Source organism: Streptomyces sp. NPDC006259 (genome assembly GCF_042870975.1).
Lineage (GTDB): Bacteria > Actinomycetota > Actinomycetes > Streptomycetales > Streptomycetaceae > Streptomyces.
Window position 1 is genome coordinate 207,500 of the sequence record NZ_JBIAHY010000009.1, and the last position, 19,606, is coordinate 227,105.

Consider the following 19,606-nt stretch of genomic DNA (forward strand, 5'->3'; position numbering starts at 1 on the left):
CCCGACCGTCACTCCACGCCGATCAGCAGCAGCGCGCCTTGCCGTCCCCCGTGGTACACCACCGTGTCGACGGCGAGGTACGCCTCCCGCACCCGCGTCTGAAGACGTTCCGCGACGTCTTCGGGAGCGTCGTCGCCGAGGACCAGGGTGACGAGTTCCCCGCCCGCCGCCAGCATGCGGTCCAGGACGGTCTCCGCGGTGGCGGTGACGTCGGCGCCGATGACGGCCACGTCGCCGTCGACGAGGCCGAGGACGTCGCCGGCCTGGCAGATGCCGGCCATGGTCCAGGACTGGTGTTCGGCGACGGTGACCTCGGCGTAGCGGGTGGCGCCGGCCGCCGAGGTCATCGAGACGACGTCCTCGTCGAAGCGGCGGTCCGGTTGGTGCACGGCGAGCGCGGCGATCCCCTGGACCGCGGAACGGGTCGGGATGAGGGCCACCCGGATGCCCTCCGCACGGGCCTGCTCGGCCGCCGCGGCGGCGGTGTGGCGCAGGTCCGCGTCGTTGGGCAGCAGCACGACCTCGCGCGCGTGGGCCCGCCGTACGGCCTGGACCAGCTCGCCGCTGGCGGGCGGCTCTCCCGGGCGCGCGAGCACGGTGGTCGCGCCGGCCTCGGCGTAGAGCCCGGCCAGCCCCTCGCCGGGCACGACGGCGACGACCGCCCGCTGGACGCGCTCGCGGGGCACCCGCTCGGCCCCGCGCGCGTGCACGTCGTCGGCGCCGAAGTGCGTGATGCGGATCCGGTACGGCCGGCCGGCCTCGACGCCCGCCTCCACGGCGGCGCCGGCGTCGTCCACGTGCACGTGGACGTTCCACAGCCCGTCGCCGCCGACCACGACGAGCGAGTCCCCCAGGGCGTCGAGCCGCTGCCGGAGCCGGTCGACGGCCGCGTCCTCGGCCTCCAGCAGGTAGATCACCTCGAAGGCGGGGCCGTCGCACGCGGCGCCGTCGTCCGCGCAGGAGTCCGCGGGCGCGTCGGGCCCCGCGGTCCGGACGGCCGCCGGGAGGCCCACCCGGACGCCGCCGGAGTCACGGTGACGCCCCTCGAAGACCGGCGTCTCGCCCGTGAACGTCTCCACGAGCGCGGCCAGCACCGCCACCAGCCCCCGCCCGCCCGCGTCCACCACCCCGGCGCGCTTCAGGACGGCGAGCTGACCGGGCGTCGCGTCGAGCGCCTCGCACGCCCCCCGGTAGGCGGCCTTCGCGACCGTCCCGCAGTCCCCCTCGGCCCCTGCCGCCGCGTCGGCGGCGGCCGAGGCGACCGACAGGACCGTGCCCTCGACCGGGTGGGCCACGGCCCGCCGGGCCGCGTCGGCGGCCTGCCGCAGCGCCAGACTCAGCCCCGCCGCGTCGGTGTGAGGGCTCTCACCCTCGACGGCGAGCACCTGGGCCATGCCGCGCAGCAGCTGCGCCAGGATCGTCCCGGAGTTCCCGCGCGCGCCGATGAGCGCTCCGTGCGCCATCGCGCGCGCGGCGTCGGCGAGGGAAGGGATGCCGTCGGGCGCGGAACCGGCGGCGTGACCGGTGAACACCGCCTCGACGGCGGTCGCGGCGGACTCCACGGTCAGGTACAGGTTGGTCCCGGTGTCCCCGTCGGCGACCGGGTACACGTTGATCGCGTCGATCTCCTCACGCGCGCGCCCCAGCGCCCGGAGCGCGAGACCGCACCAGGTGCGCACCGCGAGAGCATCGAAGAATGTCTGCGGCACCTGCGGCACCTGGGCCTCCCTGAGCTGCTGGACTGGGACGCAGCGTAGACCGTGGGCGGGTGTCCACCGGTAGAGGGCAGGGACCGGGCCCCGGGCGGCCGTGGTAGTTTCGTTGTATCGGAGCGGCCGTTGTATGCTGCTCCGGTTGCCCGATCCCATCGGGCCATCCCCCTGGCAGCGCCACTCAGATCTTCGATCCCACGATCTTGATCCCGGCATGCCGGGATCAACCGTAAGTGCATCTGAAGTCTTTGGAGTGACCGGTGGCTGCCAACTGCGACGTCTGCGGCAAGGGGCCGGGCTTCGGCAATAGCATCTCGCACTCCCACCGCCGTACGCCCCGTCGCTGGAACCCGAACATCCAGCGCGTGCGTACCGTGGTCGGTGGGACGCCGAAGCGCGTGAACGCTTGCACCTCGTGCATCAAGGCCGGCAAGGTCTCGCGCTGACGCACAGCTAAGCGCGCGGTCACTGCTGGTTGCTGCATGGAGCCGGTCCACCTCTGGTGGGCCGGCTTTCTGCCATGCCCGCCGGACGCCGTGTCCACCGGACGCTGCCCACCGGACGGCCGTTCCGGCCGCGCGGCCGGAACGGGGGCCACGGTGCGCCGGGCCTGCTCCAGGAGCTGACCGGCCCGGACCGGGCACCCCGCCGCCGTCCTCGCCGCCGGTGGCTCCCGCCGGGTTCGCCGGGCGGGAGGACGGTCGGCCGGGAGGACGAACGGGCGGGGAACGACGCGGACCCGCCCGAGGCACGGTCTGCCGCCCTCACCGGGCCGGCCGGCGCCGGAAGGACCCGGCCCGCGACCGGTGCGGCACGCGCGCGTTGCCGAAACCGTCTCGCCTAGCACCGTCTCGCCCCGCACCGGCGCAATCCGCCCGGTCTCGCCCCGCCCCGTCCCACTCCGCCCGCTCTCACCCCGCCCCGGCGCCCCGCACCGCCTCACTCCGCACCCTCTCGCCCCGCCCCGGCCAGGTGCCTCGCGGTGTACGGGATCCGTGCCCCGTCGGCGAGCGGCGCCGGGGCGACGGCGCGCTGCCCGAAGAAGCCCCCGGAAGCCGTGGCCGCAGCGGCCGGTGCCGGTGGTCGCGGAGGCGGGGCCGTTCCCGCGCCGTACTACCCCGCTGCGGCGCCGTGCCGGGCTTCGAGGGCCCAGCCGTGGTCCACGGGGCCGATGCCGCCGCCGAGCGCGAACCCGGCGGCGATCGCCCCGGTGACGTACTCCTTGGCCGCCGCCACCGCCGCCGGCACGGACTCGCCCTTCGCGAGCTGCGCCGCGATCGCCGAGGCGAGGGTGCAGCCCGTGCCGTGCGTGTGCCGGTTGTCGAACCGGGGCGCGCGCAGCCAGTGCTCCTCGGATCCGTCGGTGAGCAGGTCGACCGCGTCGCCGGGCAGATGACCGCCCTTGATCAGCACCCAGCGCGGCCCGTACGCCAGGACGGCCGCCGCGGCCTGCCGGAGTCCGCGCTCGGACTCCACCCGTACACCCGTCAGCTGGGCCACCTCGTCGAGGTTGGGCGTGGCGACGGTGGCGACCGGGAGCAGTTTGGCGCGGACGTGGTCGAGGGCCGAGGCGGCCAGCAGCGGGTCGCCGTGCTTGGAGACGCCGACCGGGTCGACGACCACCGGAGCGTCCGTGCCGGCGACCAGTTCGGCCACCGCTTCGACGAGTTCGGCGGAGGACAGCATCCCGGTCTTCACGGCCTGGACGCCGATGTCGTCGACGACGCTGCGGTACTGGGCGCGCACCGCCTCCACGGGCAGTTCCCAGGCGCCTTGCACGCCGAGGGAGTTCTGCGCCGTGACCGCGGTGATCACGCTCATGCCGTGCGTGCCGAGGGCGAGCATCGTCTTGAGGTCGGCCTGGACGCCCGCGCCGCCGCCGGAGTCGGAGCCGGCCACCGTCAGCACTCTCGGGGGGATCACGACTCCATGTCCCCGAAGTGGTCCCAGCCGCCCTTGCTGGTCCAGGGCGCCCCGTCGACCGTCACCTGGGGCAGGGCGGAGGGGTTGAGGACCTCCCCGATCACCTTCCAGCGGGCCGGGAGCTTCACGTCCGGCGGGAAGGTCGCCACGATCGCGTGGTCCTCTCCGCCGGTCAGCACCCACTGGATGGGGTCGACACCGACGGCCTGCCCGATGTCGTTCATCTGGGAGGGCACGTCGATCGCGCCGGAGCGGATGTCGATACGGACCTTGCTGGCCTCCGCGATGTGCCCCAGGTCGGCGATCAGCCCGTCGCTCACGTCGCACATCGAGGTCGCGCCCAGCAGGGCGGCCGCGGGGCCGGCGTGGTACGGCGGCTCGGGACGGCGGTGGGCCTCGACGAAGGCGCGGGGCGAGCGGAAACCGCGGGAGAGGATCGCGTACCCGGCGGCGGACCAGCCCAGCCAGCCGGTCACCGCGACGAGGTCGCCGGGCTGGGCGCCGGACCGGGTGATCGGCTCCTGGTTGCGCAGATCGCCGAGAGCCGTGATCGACACCATGATCGTGTCACCGCGTACGACGTCACCGCCGACCACGGAGGCGCCGGCGACCTGGCACTCGTCGCGCAGACCGTCCATCAGCTCGGTCGGCCAGGTGACCGGCAGTTCACCGGGGACCACCAGGCCGAGGAGCAGCGCGGTCGGCACGGCGCCCATCGCGGCGATGTCGGCGAGGTTCTGGGCGGCGGCCTTGCGGCCGACGTCGTAGGCGGTGGACCAGTCGCGGCGGAAGTGCCGGCCCTCCAGCAGGATGTCGGTGCTCGCCACGACCCGGCGGTCGGGCGCGGCCACCACGGCGGCGTCGTCGCCGGGGCCGACCCGGACCGCCGGGGTGGTGGTGAGACGGGAGGTCAGCTCCCTGATGAGCCCGAACTCACCTAGCTCACCAACAGTGCCCTTCATCGCCCCAGCTCTCCTTCTGTCCCTGTCCGTGCCCGGTCGCGCGTCACCAGTGTCCTCGATACGGTCGAGAAGACGGTCGCCTTCTGTCGTGCCCGCCCCCCGGCGCGCGAGCCGTGGTCCCCGCAGGTCTCCCCGCGGCGAGCGGCAACGCGATACCGTGGCGTTCCTTTTCCCCACATGATCCTCGTGGCCGCCCTGGAGGTTCCGTGGTACAGGCGTACATCCTGATCCAGACGGAGGTCGGCAAGGCGTCGACCGTCGCCGAAACGATCGCCAAGATTCCTGGGATCGTCCAGGCCGAGGACGTCACAGGTCCGTACGACGTGATCGTGCGGGCCCAGGCCGACACGGTCGACGACCTCGGCCGCATGGTGGTCGCCAAGGTCCAGCAGGTGGACGGGATCACCCGCACCCTGACCTGCCCGGTGGTGCATCTGTAGCCCCCGTCTACCCTTGGCCGGTGAACTCCTGTCACCGGCGCCGCATCCTCATCGGGCCGCCCGCGCTCGCCGTGCTGATCACGGTCGCGGGCTGCTCCCCAGCAGACGACACCGCGTCGGTGGCGGTTCCCCGTCCGGGTGCCGAGGTCACGAAGATGTGCCAGGACCTGGACGAGGCGCTGCCGGCGAGACTGGACGGACTGGGCCGCGAGGATCCCGAGCCCGCGTCGGCGCTGACGGCGGGCTGGGGAAGCCCGGCGATCATACTGCGCTGCGGCGTCGTACGGCCGCCCAAGATGATCGACCCCAAGGTGGTCGAGGGCGCCGACCCCGACGCGGTGGCCGGCGGCGTGAACGGTGTCAGCTGGCTGATGGAGCGGCAGGACGACGGCTCGTTCCGCTTCACCACGGCCAGCCGCACCGCGTACGTGGAGGTCAGCGTGCCCGAGGGGCGGGACGGCACCGGAGCCCTGGTCGATCTGGCCCCGGCCGTGAAGAAGGCGATCCCCGAGGGGATCGCCGACTAGGACACGACCGGGCGGATCCGGCAGGCCGGGTCAGCGCAGGCCCGTGGACCTGCGCAACGCCGCCTGGATCAGGCGGTCCACCAGCTCGCCGTACCCGATGCCGCTCGCCTGCCACATCTGCGGGTACATCGAGATCGGCGTGAAGCCCGGCATCGTGTTGATCTCGTTGATGACGAACTCGCCGTCGTCGGTGAGGAAGAAGTCCGCCCGGACGAGGCCCTCGCAGGAGGCGGCCTCGAAGGCGTCCACCGCGAGCCGCTGGACCCGCGCGGTCTCCTCCGGCGTCAGCGGGGCCGGCACCAGGCCGGGCGTCGAGTCGATGTACTTGGCCTCGAAGTCGTAGTAGGCGTGCGCGTCCGGCGGCGGGATCTCGGCCGGCACGGAGGCGCGCGGCCCGTCCTCGAACTCCAGGACGCCGCACTCGATCTCGCGGCCGCTCAGCGCGGCCTCGACCAGGATCTTGGGGTCGTGGCGCTGGGCCTCGGCGACGGCCTCGTCCAGCCCCGACAGGTCCTCGACCTTGGTGATGCCGATCGAGGAACCCGCGCGCGCGGGCTTCACGAACAGCGGCCAGCCGTGCTCACCGGCGAAGTCGACGATCTTCTTGCGGGCGGCGGACTCGTCGCGCTCCCACTCCCGCGGCCGGATCACCACGTACGGGCCGACCCCGAGCCCGAAGGAGGTGAACACCCGCTTCATGTACTCCTTGTCCTGGCCGACGGCCGAGGCGAGCACCCCCGAGCCCACGTACGGCACACCGGACAGCTCCAGCAGTCCCTGGAGGGTGCCGTCCTCGCCGTAGGGGCCGTGCAGGACGGGGAAGACGACGTCGACGTCACCGAGGGCCTTGGGCACCGAGCCGGGCTCGCTGTAGACGACTTCGCGGTTCGCGGGGTCGACGGAGAGCACCACGGCGCCCTCCTGCGAGTCGGCGAGTTCCTCGACGCTGGGGGTGCGGCGCTCGGTGATCGCCATCCGCTCCGGCTCGTCGGCGGTGAGCACCCAACGGCCTTCCCGGGTGATGCCGATGGGCAGGACCTCGTACTTGGTCCGGTCGATGGCCTTGAGGACGGCGCCCGCGGTGACCGCGGAGATCCCGTGCTCGGAGCTGCGTCCGCCGAACACGACGGCCACACGCGGCTTACGAGACGGCTGCTCAGGGCTCTGGGGAAGGTTCTCGGTGCTCATATCGGCATGAGAGTACCCGGTGGTAGGGCGCGGACACAGCGTCGACTCAGGGGGGTCGCTCAGCGTCGTTCGGGCTTCGCGCTGCGCGACATCAGCTCCTTGAGGGCGACCATCGGCGGCTTGCCCTCGTGGACGATCCCGACGACGGTTTCCGTGATGGGCATGTCGACGCCGTGCCGACGCGCCAGATCCAGCACGGACTCGCAGGACTTGACGCCCTCGGCGGTCTGCCGGGTGACCGCGATGGTCTCCTGGAGGGTCATGCCCCTGCCGAGGTTGGTGCCGAAGGTGTGGTTGCGGGAGAGCGGCGAGGAGCAGGTCGCCACCAGGTCGCCGAGACCTGCGAGTCCGGCGAAGGTCAGCGGGTCGGCGCCCATCGCGAGGCCCAGCCGGGTGGTCTCGGCGAGTCCGCGTGTGATGAGCGAGCCCTTGGCGTTGTCGCCGAGGCCCATGCCGTCCGCGATGCCGACGGCGAGCCCGATGACGTTCTTCACCGCGCCGCCGAGTTCGCAGCCGACGACGTCGGTGTTGGTGTACGGGCGGAAGTACGGCGTGTGGCAGGCCGCCTGGAGACGCTGGGCGACGCTCTCGTCGGTGCAGGCGACCACGGCCGCGGCCGGCCTGCGGGAGGCGATCTCCTTGGCCAGGTTGGGCCCGGTGACCACGGCGATCCGGTCCCGGCCCACCTCGGCGACGTCCTCGATCACCTCGCTCATCCGCATGGTGGTACCGAGTTCGACGCCCTTCATCAGCGAGACGAGGACGGTGCCGGGGGCGAGCAGCGGGCGCCAGGCGGCCAGATTGGCGCGCAGTGTCTGGGAGGGGATCGCGAGGACGGTGAAGTCGGCGTCGCGGGCGGCCTCGGCGGGGTCCGCGGTGGCCCGCAGGTTCTCCGGGAGTTCGATGCCGGGGAGGTAGTCCGGGTTGGCCCGCGTGGAGTTGACCGTGTCGGCGAGCGGGGCGCGGCGCGCCCACAGCGTCACCTCGCAGCCCGCGTCGGCGAGTACCGTGCCGAAGGCCGTACCCCAGGAACCGGTGCCGAAGACGGCGGCCTTGACGGGCTTGCTCACTTGCTGTTCTCCCCCTCGTGGCCGGTCCGCGCCTGGGACCTGCCGTGGCCGGTCCGCGCCTGGGACCTGCCGTGGCTGGTCTGCGCCTGGGTACGGCGCCGCTGTTCGTTCCGCTCCCGGCGCGGGTCGTAGGGCCTGTCGGGCGCCTTCTCGCCGCGGATCTCCTCCAGCTGGCGGGTGACGGCGGCCATGATGACCTCCGTCGCCTCCTTCAGCAGCTCGGGGGTCATCTCCCGGTCGTAGAACCGGGTGAGGTCCACGGGCGGGCCCGCCAGGACGTGGTGGGTCTTGCGCGGGAGGAGGTCGGGCTTCCTGGCGTAGGGCGGCAGCAGTTCGTTGACGCCCCACTGCGCGACCGGGATCACCGGGCACTTGGTCTGGAGGGCGACGCGGGCCGCCCCGGTCTTGCCGGTCATCGGCCAGCCGTCGGGATCGCGGGTGAGGGTGCCCTCCGGGTAGAAGGCGACGCATTCACCGCGCTCCACGGCGTCGATCGCGGCCCGGAAGGCGCTCAGCGCGTCCGTCGACTCCCGGTAGACGGGGATCTGTCCGGTGCCGCGCATCGCGGCGCCGACGAAACCCTTCCCGAATAGCGCGCTCTTGGCCAGGAATCGCGGCACGCGGCCGGTGTTGTACTGGTAGTGCGCGTATGCGAAGGGGTCGACGTGCGAATTGTGGTTCACCGCGGTGATGAATCCGCCCTCGGCCGGAATGTGCTCCGTCCCGCGCCAGTCCCGCTTGATCAGCATCACCAGCGGCGGTTTGCAGAGCACCGCTGCGAAGCGGTACCAGAAGCCGATTCTGCGGCGGGGCACGCGGACACCTTCCTCTAGGACTTCCCTGACTTCCTCCGCGCCGGGGGCCGGACAAGTGTCGCCCCGGGCCACCGGTGTGTCGAGAACACCGTACGCCCCGACCGAGCCGGCGCCGGAAGGGCCGGGGGACAATGTCCGCGACGACAGAGAGACGGTACGCCGGTGCAGTGGAGCTTGGTCATCCCCCTGAAGCCCTTGGCGCTGGCCAAGAGCAGGCTCGCGGACACCGCCGCCGACGCGCTGCGTCCGGGCCTCGCCCTGGCGTTCGCCGTGGACACCGTGGCGGCCGCGCTGGCCTGTGCCGCGGTGCACGATGTGGCAGTGGTCACGGACGACGCGCTGGCCGGGCGCGAACTCGCGGCGCTCGGCGCCCGCATCGTCCCGGACGAACCGCGCGCGGGGCTGAACGCCGCCCTGGCACATGCGGCGGCCGCCGTGCGCGCCGCACGGCCCGACAGCGCGCTGGCCGCTCTCAACGCCGATCTGCCGGCGCTGCGCCCGCCGGAATTGGCGCGTGTCCTGGACGCCGCCGCGGAATTCCCCCGCGCTTTTCTCCCCGATGCGGCAGCAATCGGTACGACTCTTCTCGCGGTGGCCCCCGGCCGTGAATTGCTCCCCGCTTTCGGTACGGATTCCCGAGCCCGTCACCGCGCGTCCGGCGCCGTGGAACTGCGGCCGGCGGCCGTGGATTCCGTACGCCAGGACGTGGACACGGGCGAGGATCTGCGGGCGGCCCTGGCGCTGGGGGTCGGTCCCCGAACGGCCGCCGCGGCCGCGCGCCTGCTGATTCCGGGGCAGTAGGCTGCCGGTCATGCAGGCCACCGCATACACGTACGACGCCGGCACCCGCAGCGGCCAGGTGCTGTTGGACGACGGCACCCCGGTGCCCTTCGACGCCCCGGCGTTCGACGCGGGCGGACTGAGGCTGCTGCGCCCCGGACAACGCGTGCGGATCGAGATCGAGGGCGACGGTGACTCCCGGCGCATCACCCTCGTCACCCTTCAGACCTTCTGACCCCCGCCCGGCTGCCCCTCTGATCCGCTGCCCTTGTGGCCCGCTGCCCTTCTGACCTGGTACGGGTCCCGAACACGCCGCGGGCCGGACTCCGAGAGGGAGTCCGGCCCGGCGCGTGAGTGACCCTGAGCCCCTACTTCTTGCGGGCGGTGGTCTTCTTGGCAGTGGTCTTGCGCGCTGTCGACTTCGCGGCGGGAGCGGACTTGGACGTCGTCTTCTTCGCCGGCGCCTTCTGTGCCGTCGTCTTCTTCGCGGCGGTGCCCGTCGTCTTCTTGGCCGCGGACTTGGTGGCCGTGGACTTCGTGGCCGTGGCCTTCGTCGCCGTGGACTTCTGGGCGGTCTTCTTCGCCGCCGGCGTGGTCTTCTTGGCCGGCGTGGTCTTCTTGGCCGCCGCCGTCTTCGAGGCGGTGGCGGTCTTCTTGGCGGCGGCCTTCTTGCCCGCGGCCTTCGCGATCGTGGGCGGCGGGCCCGAGAGGCTGCCCTTGGGGGCCTTCTTCACGGCGACCTCGCCACCGCGCGGCAGCTTCTTCGAGCCGCTCACCAGGTCCTTGAAACCCTGGCCCGCGCGGAAGCGCGGCACTGACGTCTTCTTGACCCGAACCCGCTCGCCGGTCTGCGGGTTGCGGGCGTACCTGGCCGGGCGGTCGACCTTCTCGAACGATCCGAAGCCGGTGACGGAGACCCTGTCCCCCGCGACGGTCGCGCGGACGATGGCGTCCAGGACCGCGTCGACCGCGTCGGCGGCCTGCTGACGGCCGCCGAGCTTGTCGGCAATCGCTTCTACGAGCTGCGCCTTGTTCACGTCTTCCCCTTCGGAGACATTGCCAGAACGAAAGTGTTCAAGCGTTTTCGCACGTTAGGCAGATATATACCGCAAATCAAACACGAAACGGGCTAATCACCCTTGTGCCGCAACGAACTCGGCTGCTCCGGAGGCGATCAACGCTCCTCTTCGGGGACGCGTCCCGCGTCGAGGTCCGCCATGAACCGCTCCAGCCGCCTTGTCGCGTCGGCGAGATCGTGTTTGGCCGCGGCCGTAATGACCAGCAGCTTCCGGGTCAGCGCCATCCGTACGCCCTCCGGGACTTGCAGTGCGCGCACTCTTGCGTGCGCTTCCTTGAGCAGGTTCGCGACCGCCGTATAGAGCTCGAGTTGGCCGTCGTGTTCCATGCACAGATTGTGCCATCTGGGGCGAGTTGTCGCCCGCTCAGGGGGCAACTGACGCCCCGGGCGCCGTTTCCGGCACCTCGGGAGGTCACGTCCTGAGAGGGCACGTACCCCGGCAACCACCGTCGTAACGTGGGAAGTTGGGAGATACGGCGAAGACCCGCGGGGCCGAACGGGTGCAGACATGGCCGTACCCCCGATCGGGCCGATCGGGGGTACGCAAGGGGTTCTCGGTGGCCGGAATTCGACCCGCGCGGGGTCGCCTCCGGCGGTCGTTCCCGGTGGGGTCAGACCGGGAGCGTCCTCGGCTTGTACGACGGCCGCTTGGCCTCGTACGCGGCGATGTCCGGCTCGTTCTGGAGCGTGATGGAGATGTCGTCCAGCCCGTTCAGCAGCCGCCAGCGGGCGTTCTCGTCCAGTTCGAAGGCGGCGGTGACGCCCCCGGCGCGCACCTCGCGCCTCTCCAGGTCGACCGTGATCTCGGCGGTGGGGTCCTGTTCGGTCAGCTCCCACAGCGCGTCCACGATCTTCTGCTCCAGGAGGACCGTGAGCAGGCCGTTCTTCAGCGAGTTGCCGCGGAAGATGTCGGCGAAGCGGGAGGAGATCACGGCCTTGAAGCCGAAGTTCTGGAGCGCCCAGACGGCGTGCTCACGGGAGGAGCCGGTGCCGAAGTCGGGGCCGGCGACCAGGACGGTCGCGCCCTTGCGCTCGGGCTGGTTGAGGATGAAGGACCCGTCCTTGCGCCAGGCCTCGAACAGCCCGTCCTCGAACCCGTCCCGCGTGACCTTCTTGAGCCAGTGAGCAGGGATGATCTGGTCGGTGTCGACGTTGGAGCGGCGCAGCGGGACGGCCCGGCCGGTGTGCGTGGTGAATGCTTCCATGGCTGATCAGACTCCAGCGGGCGTACGGGTCTCGGCGTCGGACAGGTCGGCCGGGGAGGCCAGGTGGCCCAGGACGGCCGTGGCGGCCGCGACCTGCGGCGACACCAGGTGCGTACGACCGCCCTTGCCCTGCCGGCCCTCGAAGTTGCGGTTGGAGGTGGACGCGGAGCGCTCGCCCGGTGCCAGCTGGTCGGGGTTCATGCCCAGGCACATCGAGCAGCCCGCGTGCCGCCATTCGGCGCCGGCCTCCTTGAAGACCACGTCCAGGCCCTCGGAGACGGCCTGCAGACCCACCCGCGCGGAGCCCGGGACGACCAGCATCCGTACGCCGTCGGCGACTTTGCGGCCCTTCACCAGCTCGGCGGCGGCGCGCAGGTCCTCGATCCGCCCGTTGGTGCAGGAGCCTACGAAGACGGTGTCCACCTTGATGGAGCGCAGCGGCTGTCCGGCCTCCAACCCCATGTATTCCAGGGCCCGTTCGGCGGCGTGGCGCTCCGAAGCGTCTTCGTACGAAGCAGGGTCGGGGACGTGTGCCGAAAGCGGCGCGCCCTGGCCGGGGTTGGTGCCCCAGGTGACGAACGGCGACAGTTCGGCGGCGTCGATGACGACCTCGGCGTCGAACTCGGCGTCCTCGTCCGTCCTCAGCGTCTTCCAGTACGCGACGGCCGCGTCCCAGTCCTCGCCCTTGGGAGCGTGCGGGCGCCCCTCCAGGTACGCGAAGGTGGTCTCGTCGGGGGCGATCATGCCCGCGCGGGCGCCGGCCTCGATCGACATGTTGCAGATGGTCATCCGGGCCTCCATCGAGAGCTTCTCGATGGCGGGGCCGCGGTACTCCAGGACGTAGCCCTGGCCGCCGCCGGTGCCGATCCGCGCGATGATCGCCAGGATCAGGTCCTTGGCGGTGACGCCGTCGGGCAGTTCGCCGTCGACGGTGATCGCCATGGTCTTCGGGCGGGCCATCGGCAGGGTCTGGGTGGCCAGCACGTGCTCGACCTGCGAGGTGCCGATGCCGAACGCCAGGCCGCCGAAGGCGCCGTGCGTGGAGGTGTGCGAGTCGCCGCAGACGACGGTCATGCCGGGCTGGGTCAGTCCGAGCTGCGGGCCGACGACGTGCACGACGCCCTGCTCGACGTCGCCCAGCGGGTGCAGCCGGACACCGAACTCGGCGCAGTTCTTGCGCAGTGTCTCCAGCTGGACGCGCGAGACCGGGTCGGCGATCGGCTTGTCGATGTCGAGGGTCGGGGTGTTGTGGTCCTCGGTGGCGATGGTGAGGTCGAGTCGGCGCACCTGTCGACCGCCCTTGCGGAGGCCGTCGAAGGCCTGGGGGCTGGTCACCTCGTGCAGCAGGTGCAGATCGATGAAGAGGAGGTCGGGCTCGCCCTCGGCGCGCCGGACGACGTGGTCGTCCCAGACCTTCTCCGCGAGTGTCCTACCCATCGCTTTCCCTCCGGCCGGCAAGGTGCGCCGGCCCAACTAGAGATCTTGTGGCGGCGGCAACGCGCCCCTCCGGCTCACCGGCCGCCCCCTGTGTCCCGGGCACCCGCCGCCAGGCCCGTTGGTCCTCGGGCCGCTGTGTATCCAAGGGTTGCGCGTCTCACGGAAAATTGAACTTGCGTTTCACAGAGTGAGACGGGAATATCGTTTCATGGACAACAGTAGCGGCGTCGGCGTTCTGGACAAGGCAGCCCTTGTCCTGAGCGCCCTGGAGTCCGGTCCGGCCACCCTCGCGGGCTTGGTCGCCGCCACCGGACTCGCACGACCCACGGCCCACCGTCTGGCCGTGGCTCTGGAACACCACCGTATGGTGGCGCGGGACATGCAGGGCCGGTTCATTCTCGGCCCGCGCCTGGCCGAACTGGCCGCGGCGGCGGGCGAGGACCGCCTCCTCGCGACCGCCGGCCCGGTGCTGACCCACCTCCGTGACATCACGGGCGAGAGCGCCCAGCTCTACCGCCGCCAGGGCGACATGCGCATCTGCGTCGCCGCGGCGGAGCGCCTGTCCGGCCTGCGGGACACCGTCCCGGTCGGCTCGACGCTCACCATGAAGGCGGGTTCCTCGGCACAGATCCTGATGGCCTGGGAGGAGCCCGAGCGCCTCCACCGTGGCCTCCAGGGCGCCCGCTTCACGGCCACGGCCCTGTCGGGCGTACGGCGCCGGGGCTGGGCCCAGTCGATCGGCGAGCGGGAACCGGGCGTCGCGTCCGTCTCCGCGCCGGTGCGCGGTCCGTCGAACCGCGTGGTGGCCGCCGTGTCGGTCTCGGGCCCCATCGAGCGCCTGACCCGGCACCCTGGCCGCATGCACGCGCAGGCGGTCATCGACGCGGCGGGCCGCCTGTCGGAGGCCCTGCGCCGCACCGGCTGACGCGGATCGAGCCGGGAACCAAAGGGAACGACAGGGAACAGAGCACAGGGATCGGAGCGGGCCTCAACGCCGCGGCACGCTCCGCCCCCGCATCCCCTCCCCGTATTCCCTAGGACGCCGGGGCGCGCCAGGTCAGCCGGTCCTTCGCGGACCGTCCCCGCTCCCCCAACGGCACCTGGCCGTGCGCCGCCGCGAGCCCGAACGCCGGCATGTCGCCGTAGATCGCCTCGTAACGCCCCTCGGGCACGACGTACGTCTCGTGCCAGATCCCCACGTGCCCCCGCACCTTCCCGCCCCGCTCCATGCGGTTGATCCGGGCCCACACGGCGTGGTGGAACGCGTCCGGCGCGCTCGCGTAGGCGTACAGCTTCTCCGCGGACTCCCAGTACTGGACGACGTAGTACGTCCGCGGCGAGGCCGTCAGCATGACGTGCGAGAGCAGACCGCGGCCCGGGTCCTTCTTCAGCTCGGCGAGCATCCGCACCATCGCCAGCATGACCGGGATCCACTGGTGCACCGCCCGGAAGCGGTTGACCCGCATCCCGATGAGCAGGACGACGACGTCACCGCGGGCGTCGGCGGTGGTGCGGCGGGCACCGGCGGGTTTCACGGACATGTGCTCCCCCATCGTTGGCTAGCGACGCTCTCCAAGCGCTCCTGGTTGGATAGTCCCGCTGACCAAGGAGGGCCGCAAGGGATGCGACTGGCCGAACTGAGCGAACTCAGCGGGGTGTCCACCGCGACGATCAAGTACTACCTGCGCGAGGGACTCCTCCGGCCCGGCCGCCAGGTCAACGCGACGACCGCCGAGTACGACGAGGAGCATCTGCGCCGGCTGCGACTGGTCCGGGCGATGATCCAGGTGGGCCGGGTGCCGGTGGCCACGGTCCGGGAGGTCCTCGGGCACGTCGACGACGACTCCCTGGGCCGCACGATGCGCCTCGGCGCGGCCCTGTGGGCGCTGCCCCACGTGCCCGAGCCGGACGCGGAGGACGAGCACCTCGGGGCCGCCCACCGCGAGGTGGGCGAACTCCTCGGGACCCTGGGCTGGCAGAACGCCGAACGGCTCACCACCGTCTCGCCGTCCTACCGTTCGCTGGCGGTGGCGGTGGCCGCGATGCGGCGGCTCGGCTATGACTGGGACGCCGAACTCCTCGTGTCCTACGCCCGGTTGATGCACCGAGCGGCCGTCCTCGACCTGGATTTCGTCGAGACCCGGGAGTCGGAGGCGGAGCGGGTCGAGGCGGCGGTGCTGGGCACGATCCTGGTCGAGCCGATGCTCCAGGCACTGCACCGGCTGGCCCAGGAGGAGGAGTCCGCGCGGCGCTACGGCTTCGAGTGAGCGGTAGGCGCTCGCTTGCCGGGAGACGGCGAAGGCCCCCCACCGAAGTGGAGGGCCTTCCCTGATGCGTACCCCCGACCGGATTCGAACCGGCGCTACCGCCTTGAGAGGGCGGCGTGCTAGGCCGCTACACAACGGGGGCCTAAACACTGCGTTTCCGCAGGTCAGAGCTGGTCTACCTGGACTCGAACCAAGAATGACGGTACCAGAAACCGTAGTGTTGCCAATTACACCATAGACCAAAGTGGTTGAGACCAATGGGCCAACCGTACCCCCGACCGGATTCGAACCGGCGCTACCGCCTTGAGAGGGCGGCGTGCTAGGCCGCTACACAACGGGGGCCCTAGCGATCCTGCATCGACAACAACGGGTGCGACCCGGACTGTTCCCGCGGGAAGGATCTGTACCCCCGACCGGATTCGAACCGGCGCTACTGCCTTGAGAGGGCAGCGTGCTAGGCCGCTACACAACGGGGGCTTTGCGGATGTCATCCGCGACACAGATGCCGTGCTGGCTTCAAAGCATCTGCGAGCTGGCCTACCTGGACTCGAACCAAGACTAACTGAACCAGAATCAGTCGTGCTGCCAATTACACCATAGGCCACTGGAACTCAAGCCCCGGAGGGGCCTTGTTCTAGTTCGCTCCCCCGGGGTCCGGCCTCTCGGCCCGCTCCCCGGCGGCGCAGGAAGAACATTACCCGAAGGTGGACTGCGCTCCAAAACGGGTATCGGCGCCGAGGAGCGCGGGCAGTTCGGCGAGGGTGGCGATCCGATGCCGTCCCGACGGGAGGTCGATGGTGGCCGTGCCGCCGTAGCGGTCGATCCACACGGACAGCAGCCCGGCGTCCGCCGCGCCCCGACCGTCGATCTCCGGGTGATCGCCGACGTACGCCACCTCGTGCGGGGGCAGGCCGAGGGCCTCGCAGGCCGCGAGGAAGGCCGCGGGCTCGGGCTTGGAGACGCCCAGCTCGGCCGCGCACAGGATGGACTCGAAGCGGTCGTGGACACCGAGGACGCGCAGTTTGTGGTCCTGGACGTGGATGCTGCTGTTGGAGAGGACCGCGTGCCGGTGGCTGGTGGCGAGGGCGTCCAGGACGGGCAGGACGTCCGGGAAGAGGGCCCAGGCGGTCTCGTAGTGCACGAGATACCGCTGGAACCAGGCGTCGGCCTCGGTGTCGGTCATCTCCCGCTCCAGGAAGGCCCGCACCCGGTCGCGGCGCTGCTGCTCGAAGGTCATGCCGCCGGCGGAGAACCGCGCCCAGTGGTGTTCGGTGGCCTCACGCCACAGCCGCAGCGCCCGCTCGGCCGTGCCGTACCGGTCGAGGAGGCCCTCCGCCGCGAGATGGCCGCGCATGCCCTCGCGGTCGGCGGTCGTGTAGTCGAAGAGGGTGTCGTCCACGTCCCAGACGACGGCGGTGATGGCCATGCCGCCGACGGTACCCGGACCGGCTGGGGGTTCGGGGGTCATCCCCCGATGTACGCGGCGTCGAAGAGGGCGTCGTCCACGTCCCGGACGACGGCGGTGATGGCCATGGCGCCGACAGTGACGCGGACGGGCCCGGGCTCAGGCCCGACGGGCGAGGGCGCCGGCCGCGTCCCGGACCACGGCCCTGACGCCCATGCCCTCGACCGTGACGCGGACCGGCCCGGGCTCGGACCCGACAGGCGAAGGTGCCGACCGCGTCCAGCGACCGTGACACGGACCGGCTCGGGCCCGTGCCGGGGCCCGACGGGCGAAGGTGCCGACCGCACCCCGGACCAGGCCATGGCCGTGATCGCCATACGGTCGGCCGTCACGCGGAGACGCGGAGGTGCCGCGGAACGGTGAAGGTGCGGCACCCTGGCGGGGTGCCACACCTCACGGGCGCGGGACGGATCAGGCGGCGAGCCTGGTCAGCGCCGCGTCGATGCGGGCCAGCGCCTTCTCCTTGCCCAGGACCTCCAGGGACTCGAAGAGGGGCAGGCCGACCGTGCGGCCGGTGACGGCGACGCGGACCGGGGCCTGGGCCTTGCCGAGCTTGAGGCCGTGGGCCTCGCCGGCGGCCAGGACGGCCTCCTTGAGCGCCTCCGGGCTGGTCCAGTCGGCCGCGTCCAGCTTCTCGCGGGCCGTGGTGAGCAGGGCGTCCGAGCCCTCCTTCATCGCCTTGGTCCAGCTCGCCTCGTCGACGACCGGCTGGGAGAGGAAGAGGAAGTCGACGTTGTCGGTGATCTCGGAGAGGACCTTGAGACGGGTCTGGGCGTGCGGGGCGATCGCCTGCCACTTCGCCTCGTCGAAGTCCTCCGGCGCCCAGGGGGCGAACGGGGCCCGCAGCCACGGACGGCAGCGCTCGGTGAAGTCCGCCACGTCCAGCAGACGGATGTGGTCGGCGTTGATGGCCTCGCACTTCTTCAGGTCGAAGCGCGCCGGGTTGGGGTTGACGTCCGCGATGTCGAAGGCCGCGACCATCTCGTCCATCGTGAAGATGTCCTGGTCGGCCGAGAGGGACCAGCCGAGCAGCGACAGGTAGTTGAGCATGCCCTCGGGGAGGAAGCCGCGCTCCCGGTAGAGGTTGAGCGACGACTCCGGGTCGCGCTTGGAGAGCTTCTTGTTGCCTTCGCCCATCACGTACGGCAGGTGACCGAAGGCGGGGATCTCCTTGGCGACGCCCAGCTCGATCAGCGCCTTGTAGAGGGCGACCTGGCGGGGGGTGGAGGAGAGCAGGTCCTCGCCGCGCAGGACGTGGGTGATCTCCATCAGGGCGTCGTCGACCGGGTTGACCAGGGTGTACAGCGGGGCGCCGTTGGCGCGGACGATGCCGTAGTCCGGGACGTTCTCCGGGGTGAAGGTCAGCTCGCCGCGGACCAGGTCCGTGAAGGTGATCGTCTCGTCGGGCATCCGGAAGCGGACGATCGGGGTGCGGCCCTGGGCCTGGTACTCCTCGACCTGCGCGGCGGTCAGCTCGCGGCAGTGGCCGTCGTAGCCGGACGGCCTGCCGGCGGCGCGGGCGGCCTCGCGGCGGGTGTCCAGCTCCTCCTGGGAGCAGTAGCACCGGTAGGCGTGACCGGCGGCGAGGAGCCTCTCGGCGACGTCCTTGTAGAGGTCCATCCGCTGCGACTGGCGGTACGGCGCGTGCGGGCCGCCGATCTCCGGACCCTCGTCCCAGTCGAAGCCGAGCCAGCGCAGCGAGTCCAGGAGCTGGTCGTAGGACTCCTCGGAGTCGCGGGCCGCGTCGGTGTCCTCGATGCGGAAGACCAGCGTGCCCTGGTGGTGCTTGGCGAACGCCCAGTTGAACAGGGCGGTGCGGACCAGGCCCACGTGGGGGTTGCCGGTGGGCGACGGACAGAAACGGACGCGTACGGGTGAGCCGGGTGCGCTAGCCACGCTTGACAACCTTGTTGGTGAGAGTGCCGATGCCTTCGATGCTGACGGAGACCTCGTCGCCGACAGCGAGCGGGCCGACCCCCGCGGGGGTGCCCGTGAGGATCACGTCGCCGGGGAGCAGCGTCATGGCCTCGGTGATGTTGACGATCAGATCCTCGATCGAGTGGATCATCTCGCTGGTGCGGCCCAGTTGCCGCTGCTGCCCGTTGACCGTCAGCTGGACGGTGAGGTCGCCGGGGTCGAGGTCGGTCTCCACCCAGGGGCCGAGCGGGCAGGCGGAGTCGAAGCCCTTGGCCCTGGCCCACTGCTTCTCGCGCTTCTGGACGTCCCGCGCGGTGATGTCGTTGGCGCAGGTGTAGCCGAAGATCACGTCCTTGACGCGCTCGCGCGGGACCTCACGGCACATCCGGCCGATGACGACGGCCAGTTCGGCCTCGTGGTGGAGGTCCTCGGAGAAGGGCGGGTACCGGATGTCGTCCCCGGGTCCGACCACGGAGGTGGACGGCTTGATGAAGGCGAACGGGGCGTCGGGCACCTCGTTGCCGAGTTCGCGTGCGTGCTCGGCGTAGTTGCGGCCGAAGGCCACGACCTTGCTGGGGAGCACGGGCGGCAGGAGCCGGACCTTGCTCAGCGGCACCTTGGTGCCGGAGAGCTGGTGTTCCGTGAACGGGATGCCCTTGATGATGTCGAGGACGAGTTCGTCCGGCTTGTCGCCCTCGACCGCGCCGAAGGCGACGTTCCCGTCGATGGAGAACCTGGCGATGCGCACGGGTTGGTTGGCCCCTTGACTGAGCTGGCTGGAGTCTGACGCTCCAGGCTAACGCGGAAGGGCGCCCCCGGC

At 71.5% G+C, this 19,606-nt stretch carries 21 protein-coding genes and 5 tRNA genes; 7 read left to right on the forward strand and 19 right to left on the reverse strand.

The features are described 5' to 3' along the window. Positions 1–8 precede the first annotated feature (8 nt). A complete protein-coding gene (locus tag ACFYO5_RS32480) occupies positions 9–1,718 on the reverse strand; it encodes a DAK2 domain-containing protein (RefSeq protein WP_388715728.1) in 1,710 nt (569 codons plus the stop codon). 254 nt (positions 1,719–1,972) lie between these two features. Here ACFYO5_RS32480 and rpmB point away from each other — a divergent pair, with 254 nt between their 5' ends. Further along, the gene (gene rpmB, locus ACFYO5_RS32485) at positions 1,973–2,158 is read left to right on the forward strand and encodes a 50S ribosomal protein L28 (protein WP_073491182.1); all 186 of its coding nucleotides are present in this window, start codon (positions 1,973–1,975) and stop codon (positions 2,156–2,158) included. A 667-nt stretch (positions 2,159–2,825) separates the two neighbouring features. Here rpmB and thiD read toward each other — a convergent pair. Further along, the gene (gene thiD / locus ACFYO5_RS32490; protein WP_356562203.1) at positions 2,826–3,632 is read right to left on the reverse strand and encodes a bifunctional hydroxymethylpyrimidine kinase/phosphomethylpyrimidine kinase; all 807 of its coding nucleotides are present in this window, start codon (positions 3,630–3,632) and stop codon (positions 2,826–2,828) included. Continuing rightward, positions 3,632–4,597, reverse strand: a complete 966-nt coding sequence (locus ACFYO5_RS32495; protein ID WP_356562023.1) for a thiamine-phosphate kinase — start codon at positions 4,595–4,597, stop codon at positions 3,632–3,634. Before ACFYO5_RS32495 ends, thiD begins: the two co-directional genes overlap by 1 nt. Before the next feature lie 206 nt (positions 4,598–4,803). Here ACFYO5_RS32495 and ACFYO5_RS32500 point away from each other — a divergent pair, with 206 nt between their 5' ends. Together ACFYO5_RS32500 and ACFYO5_RS32505 are read left to right on the forward strand one after the other, a co-directional pair. Continuing rightward, positions 4,804–5,037: an Lrp/AsnC ligand binding domain-containing protein gene (locus ACFYO5_RS32500; protein WP_356562025.1), complete on the forward strand. Its 234-nt coding sequence runs from the start codon at positions 4,804–4,806 to the stop codon at positions 5,035–5,037. 20 nt (positions 5,038–5,057) lie between these two features. Beyond that, entirely contained in the window at positions 5,058–5,564 is a 507-nt protein-coding gene (locus ACFYO5_RS32505; protein ID WP_388715732.1) for a DUF3515 domain-containing protein, read from the forward strand. A gap of 30 nt (positions 5,565–5,594) precedes the next feature. On the opposite strand, the gene ACFYO5_RS32510 is transcribed toward ACFYO5_RS32505, so the two are convergent. Genes ACFYO5_RS32510 through ACFYO5_RS32520 form a run of 3 tightly spaced genes read right to left on the reverse strand, consistent with a single transcriptional unit; the run spans position 5,595 to position 8,637 of the window. Beyond that, positions 5,595–6,752, reverse strand: coding sequence for a D-alanine--D-alanine ligase family protein (locus ACFYO5_RS32510; RefSeq protein ID WP_388715736.1), 1,158 nt, complete (start codon positions 6,750–6,752; stop codon positions 5,595–5,597). 59 nt (positions 6,753–6,811) lie between these two features. Then, positions 6,812–7,822, reverse strand: a complete 1,011-nt coding sequence (locus ACFYO5_RS32515) for an NAD(P)H-dependent glycerol-3-phosphate dehydrogenase (RefSeq protein WP_388715739.1) — start codon at positions 7,820–7,822, stop codon at positions 6,812–6,814. Beyond that, positions 7,819–8,637 carry a lysophospholipid acyltransferase family protein gene (locus tag ACFYO5_RS32520; protein WP_388715742.1) on the reverse strand — a complete coding sequence of 273 codons (819 nt, stop codon included), beginning with the start codon at positions 8,635–8,637 and terminating at the stop codon, positions 7,819–7,821. The genes ACFYO5_RS32515 and ACFYO5_RS32520 overlap by 4 nt, the downstream gene beginning before the upstream one ends. Before the next feature lie 162 nt (positions 8,638–8,799). On the opposite strand from ACFYO5_RS32520, the gene cofC reads away from it, so the two are divergent. Next, a complete protein-coding gene (cofC, locus tag ACFYO5_RS32525) occupies positions 8,800–9,438 on the forward strand; it encodes a 2-phospho-L-lactate guanylyltransferase (protein ID WP_388715745.1) in 639 nt (212 codons plus the stop codon). Positions 9,439–9,448: 10 nt separating this feature from the next. After that, a complete protein-coding gene (locus ACFYO5_RS32530) occupies positions 9,449–9,652 on the forward strand; it encodes a hypothetical protein (protein WP_356562036.1) in 204 nt (67 codons plus the stop codon). A gap of 133 nt (positions 9,653–9,785) precedes the next feature. Here ACFYO5_RS32530 and ACFYO5_RS32535 read toward each other — a convergent pair whose 3' ends face one another. The 4 genes from ACFYO5_RS32535 to leuC form a co-directional block, all read right to left on the reverse strand. Beyond that, entirely contained in the window at positions 9,786–10,454 is a 669-nt protein-coding gene (locus ACFYO5_RS32535) for an HU family DNA-binding protein (protein ID WP_388715749.1), read from the reverse strand. A gap of 137 nt (positions 10,455–10,591) precedes the next feature. Then, a complete protein-coding gene (locus ACFYO5_RS32540; RefSeq protein ID WP_356562040.1) occupies positions 10,592–10,822 on the reverse strand; it encodes a hypothetical protein in 231 nt (76 codons plus the stop codon). 284 nt (positions 10,823–11,106) lie between these two features. After that, on the reverse strand, positions 11,107–11,700 hold the full coding sequence (gene leuD / locus ACFYO5_RS32545; RefSeq protein WP_356562042.1) for a 3-isopropylmalate dehydratase small subunit: 594 nt from the start codon (positions 11,698–11,700) through the stop codon (positions 11,107–11,109). Positions 11,701–11,706: 6 nt separating this feature from the next. Then, the gene (gene leuC, locus ACFYO5_RS32550) at positions 11,707–13,137 is read right to left on the reverse strand and encodes a 3-isopropylmalate dehydratase large subunit (RefSeq protein ID WP_356562043.1); all 1,431 of its coding nucleotides are present in this window, start codon (positions 13,135–13,137) and stop codon (positions 11,707–11,709) included. A 208-nt stretch (positions 13,138–13,345) separates the two neighbouring features. On the opposite strand from leuC, the gene ndgR reads away from it, so the two are divergent. After that, positions 13,346–14,062 carry an IclR family transcriptional regulator NdgR gene (gene ndgR, locus ACFYO5_RS32555; RefSeq protein ID WP_028806673.1) on the forward strand — a complete coding sequence of 239 codons (717 nt, stop codon included), beginning with the start codon at positions 13,346–13,348 and terminating at the stop codon, positions 14,060–14,062. A 109-nt stretch (positions 14,063–14,171) separates the two neighbouring features. Here ndgR and ACFYO5_RS32560 read toward each other — a convergent pair whose 3' ends face one another. Then, positions 14,172–14,678, reverse strand: coding sequence for a DUF4188 domain-containing protein (locus ACFYO5_RS32560; RefSeq protein ID WP_388715754.1), 507 nt, complete (start codon positions 14,676–14,678; stop codon positions 14,172–14,174). An 81-nt stretch (positions 14,679–14,759) separates the two neighbouring features. On the opposite strand from ACFYO5_RS32560, the gene ACFYO5_RS32565 reads away from it, so the two are divergent. After that, positions 14,760–15,404, forward strand: a complete 645-nt coding sequence (locus ACFYO5_RS32565; protein ID WP_388715757.1) for a MerR family transcriptional regulator — start codon at positions 14,760–14,762, stop codon at positions 15,402–15,404. 69 nt (positions 15,405–15,473) lie between these two features. Here ACFYO5_RS32565 and ACFYO5_RS32570 read toward each other — a convergent pair. The 8 genes from ACFYO5_RS32570 to ACFYO5_RS32605 all read right to left on the reverse strand — a co-directional run bounded on the left by ACFYO5_RS32570 (position 15,474) and on the right by ACFYO5_RS32605 (position 19,534). Then, positions 15,474–15,546: transfer RNA gene (locus ACFYO5_RS32570), tRNA-Glu, on the reverse strand. Positions 15,547–15,574: 28 nt separating this feature from the next. After that, positions 15,575–15,646, reverse strand: a tRNA-Gln gene (locus ACFYO5_RS32575). 27 nt (positions 15,647–15,673) lie between these two features. After that, positions 15,674–15,746, reverse strand: a tRNA-Glu gene (locus tag ACFYO5_RS32580). A 62-nt stretch (positions 15,747–15,808) separates the two neighbouring features. Beyond that, positions 15,809–15,881: transfer RNA gene (locus ACFYO5_RS32585), tRNA-Glu, on the reverse strand. A gap of 55 nt (positions 15,882–15,936) precedes the next feature. After that, positions 15,937–16,008, reverse strand: a tRNA-Gln gene (locus ACFYO5_RS32590). Between the two features lie 90 nt (positions 16,009–16,098). Continuing rightward, a complete protein-coding gene (locus ACFYO5_RS32595; RefSeq protein ID WP_356562048.1) occupies positions 16,099–16,830 on the reverse strand; it encodes an HAD family hydrolase in 732 nt (243 codons plus the stop codon). A 450-nt stretch (positions 16,831–17,280) separates the two neighbouring features. Further along, a complete protein-coding gene (gltX, locus tag ACFYO5_RS32600) occupies positions 17,281–18,765 on the reverse strand; it encodes a glutamate--tRNA ligase (protein WP_388715760.1) in 1,485 nt (494 codons plus the stop codon). Further along, positions 18,758–19,534, reverse strand: a complete 777-nt coding sequence (locus ACFYO5_RS32605; RefSeq protein WP_356562052.1) for a fumarylacetoacetate hydrolase family protein — start codon at positions 19,532–19,534, stop codon at positions 18,758–18,760. Before ACFYO5_RS32605 ends, gltX begins: the two co-directional genes overlap by 8 nt. Between the last annotated feature and the right edge of the window lie 72 nt (positions 19,535–19,606).

Excerpts from the sequence above, each read along its gene's own strand:
- ACFYO5_RS32495 (WP_356562023.1), bottom strand. The coding sequence starts at position 4,597 with ATGAAGGGCACTGTTGGTGAGCTAGGTGAGTTCGGGCTCATCAGGGAG.
- ACFYO5_RS32510 (WP_388715736.1), bottom strand. The coding sequence starts at position 6,752 with ATGAGCACCGAGAACCTTCCCCAGAGCCCTGAGCAGCCGTCTCGTAAG.
- ACFYO5_RS32530 (WP_356562036.1), top strand. The coding sequence starts at position 9,449 with ATGCAGGCCACCGCATACACGTACGACGCCGGCACCCGCAGCGGCCAG.
- ACFYO5_RS32540 (WP_356562040.1), bottom strand. The coding sequence starts at position 10,822 with ATGGAACACGACGGCCAACTCGAGCTCTATACGGCGGTCGCGAACCTG.
- leuD (WP_356562042.1), bottom strand. The coding sequence starts at position 11,700 with ATGGAAGCATTCACCACGCACACCGGCCGGGCCGTCCCGCTGCGCCGC.
- leuC (WP_356562043.1), bottom strand. The coding sequence starts at position 13,137 with ATGGGTAGGACACTCGCGGAGAAGGTCTGGGACGACCACGTCGTCCGG.
- ndgR (WP_028806673.1), top strand. The coding sequence starts at position 13,346 with ATGGACAACAGTAGCGGCGTCGGCGTTCTGGACAAGGCAGCCCTTGTC.
- ACFYO5_RS32560 (WP_388715754.1), bottom strand. The coding sequence starts at position 14,678 with ATGTCCGTGAAACCCGCCGGTGCCCGCCGCACCACCGCCGACGCCCGC.
- ACFYO5_RS32565 (WP_388715757.1), top strand. The coding sequence starts at position 14,760 with ATGCGACTGGCCGAACTGAGCGAACTCAGCGGGGTGTCCACCGCGACG.
- ACFYO5_RS32595 (WP_356562048.1), bottom strand. The coding sequence starts at position 16,830 with ATGGCCATCACCGCCGTCGTCTGGGACGTGGACGACACCCTCTTCGAC.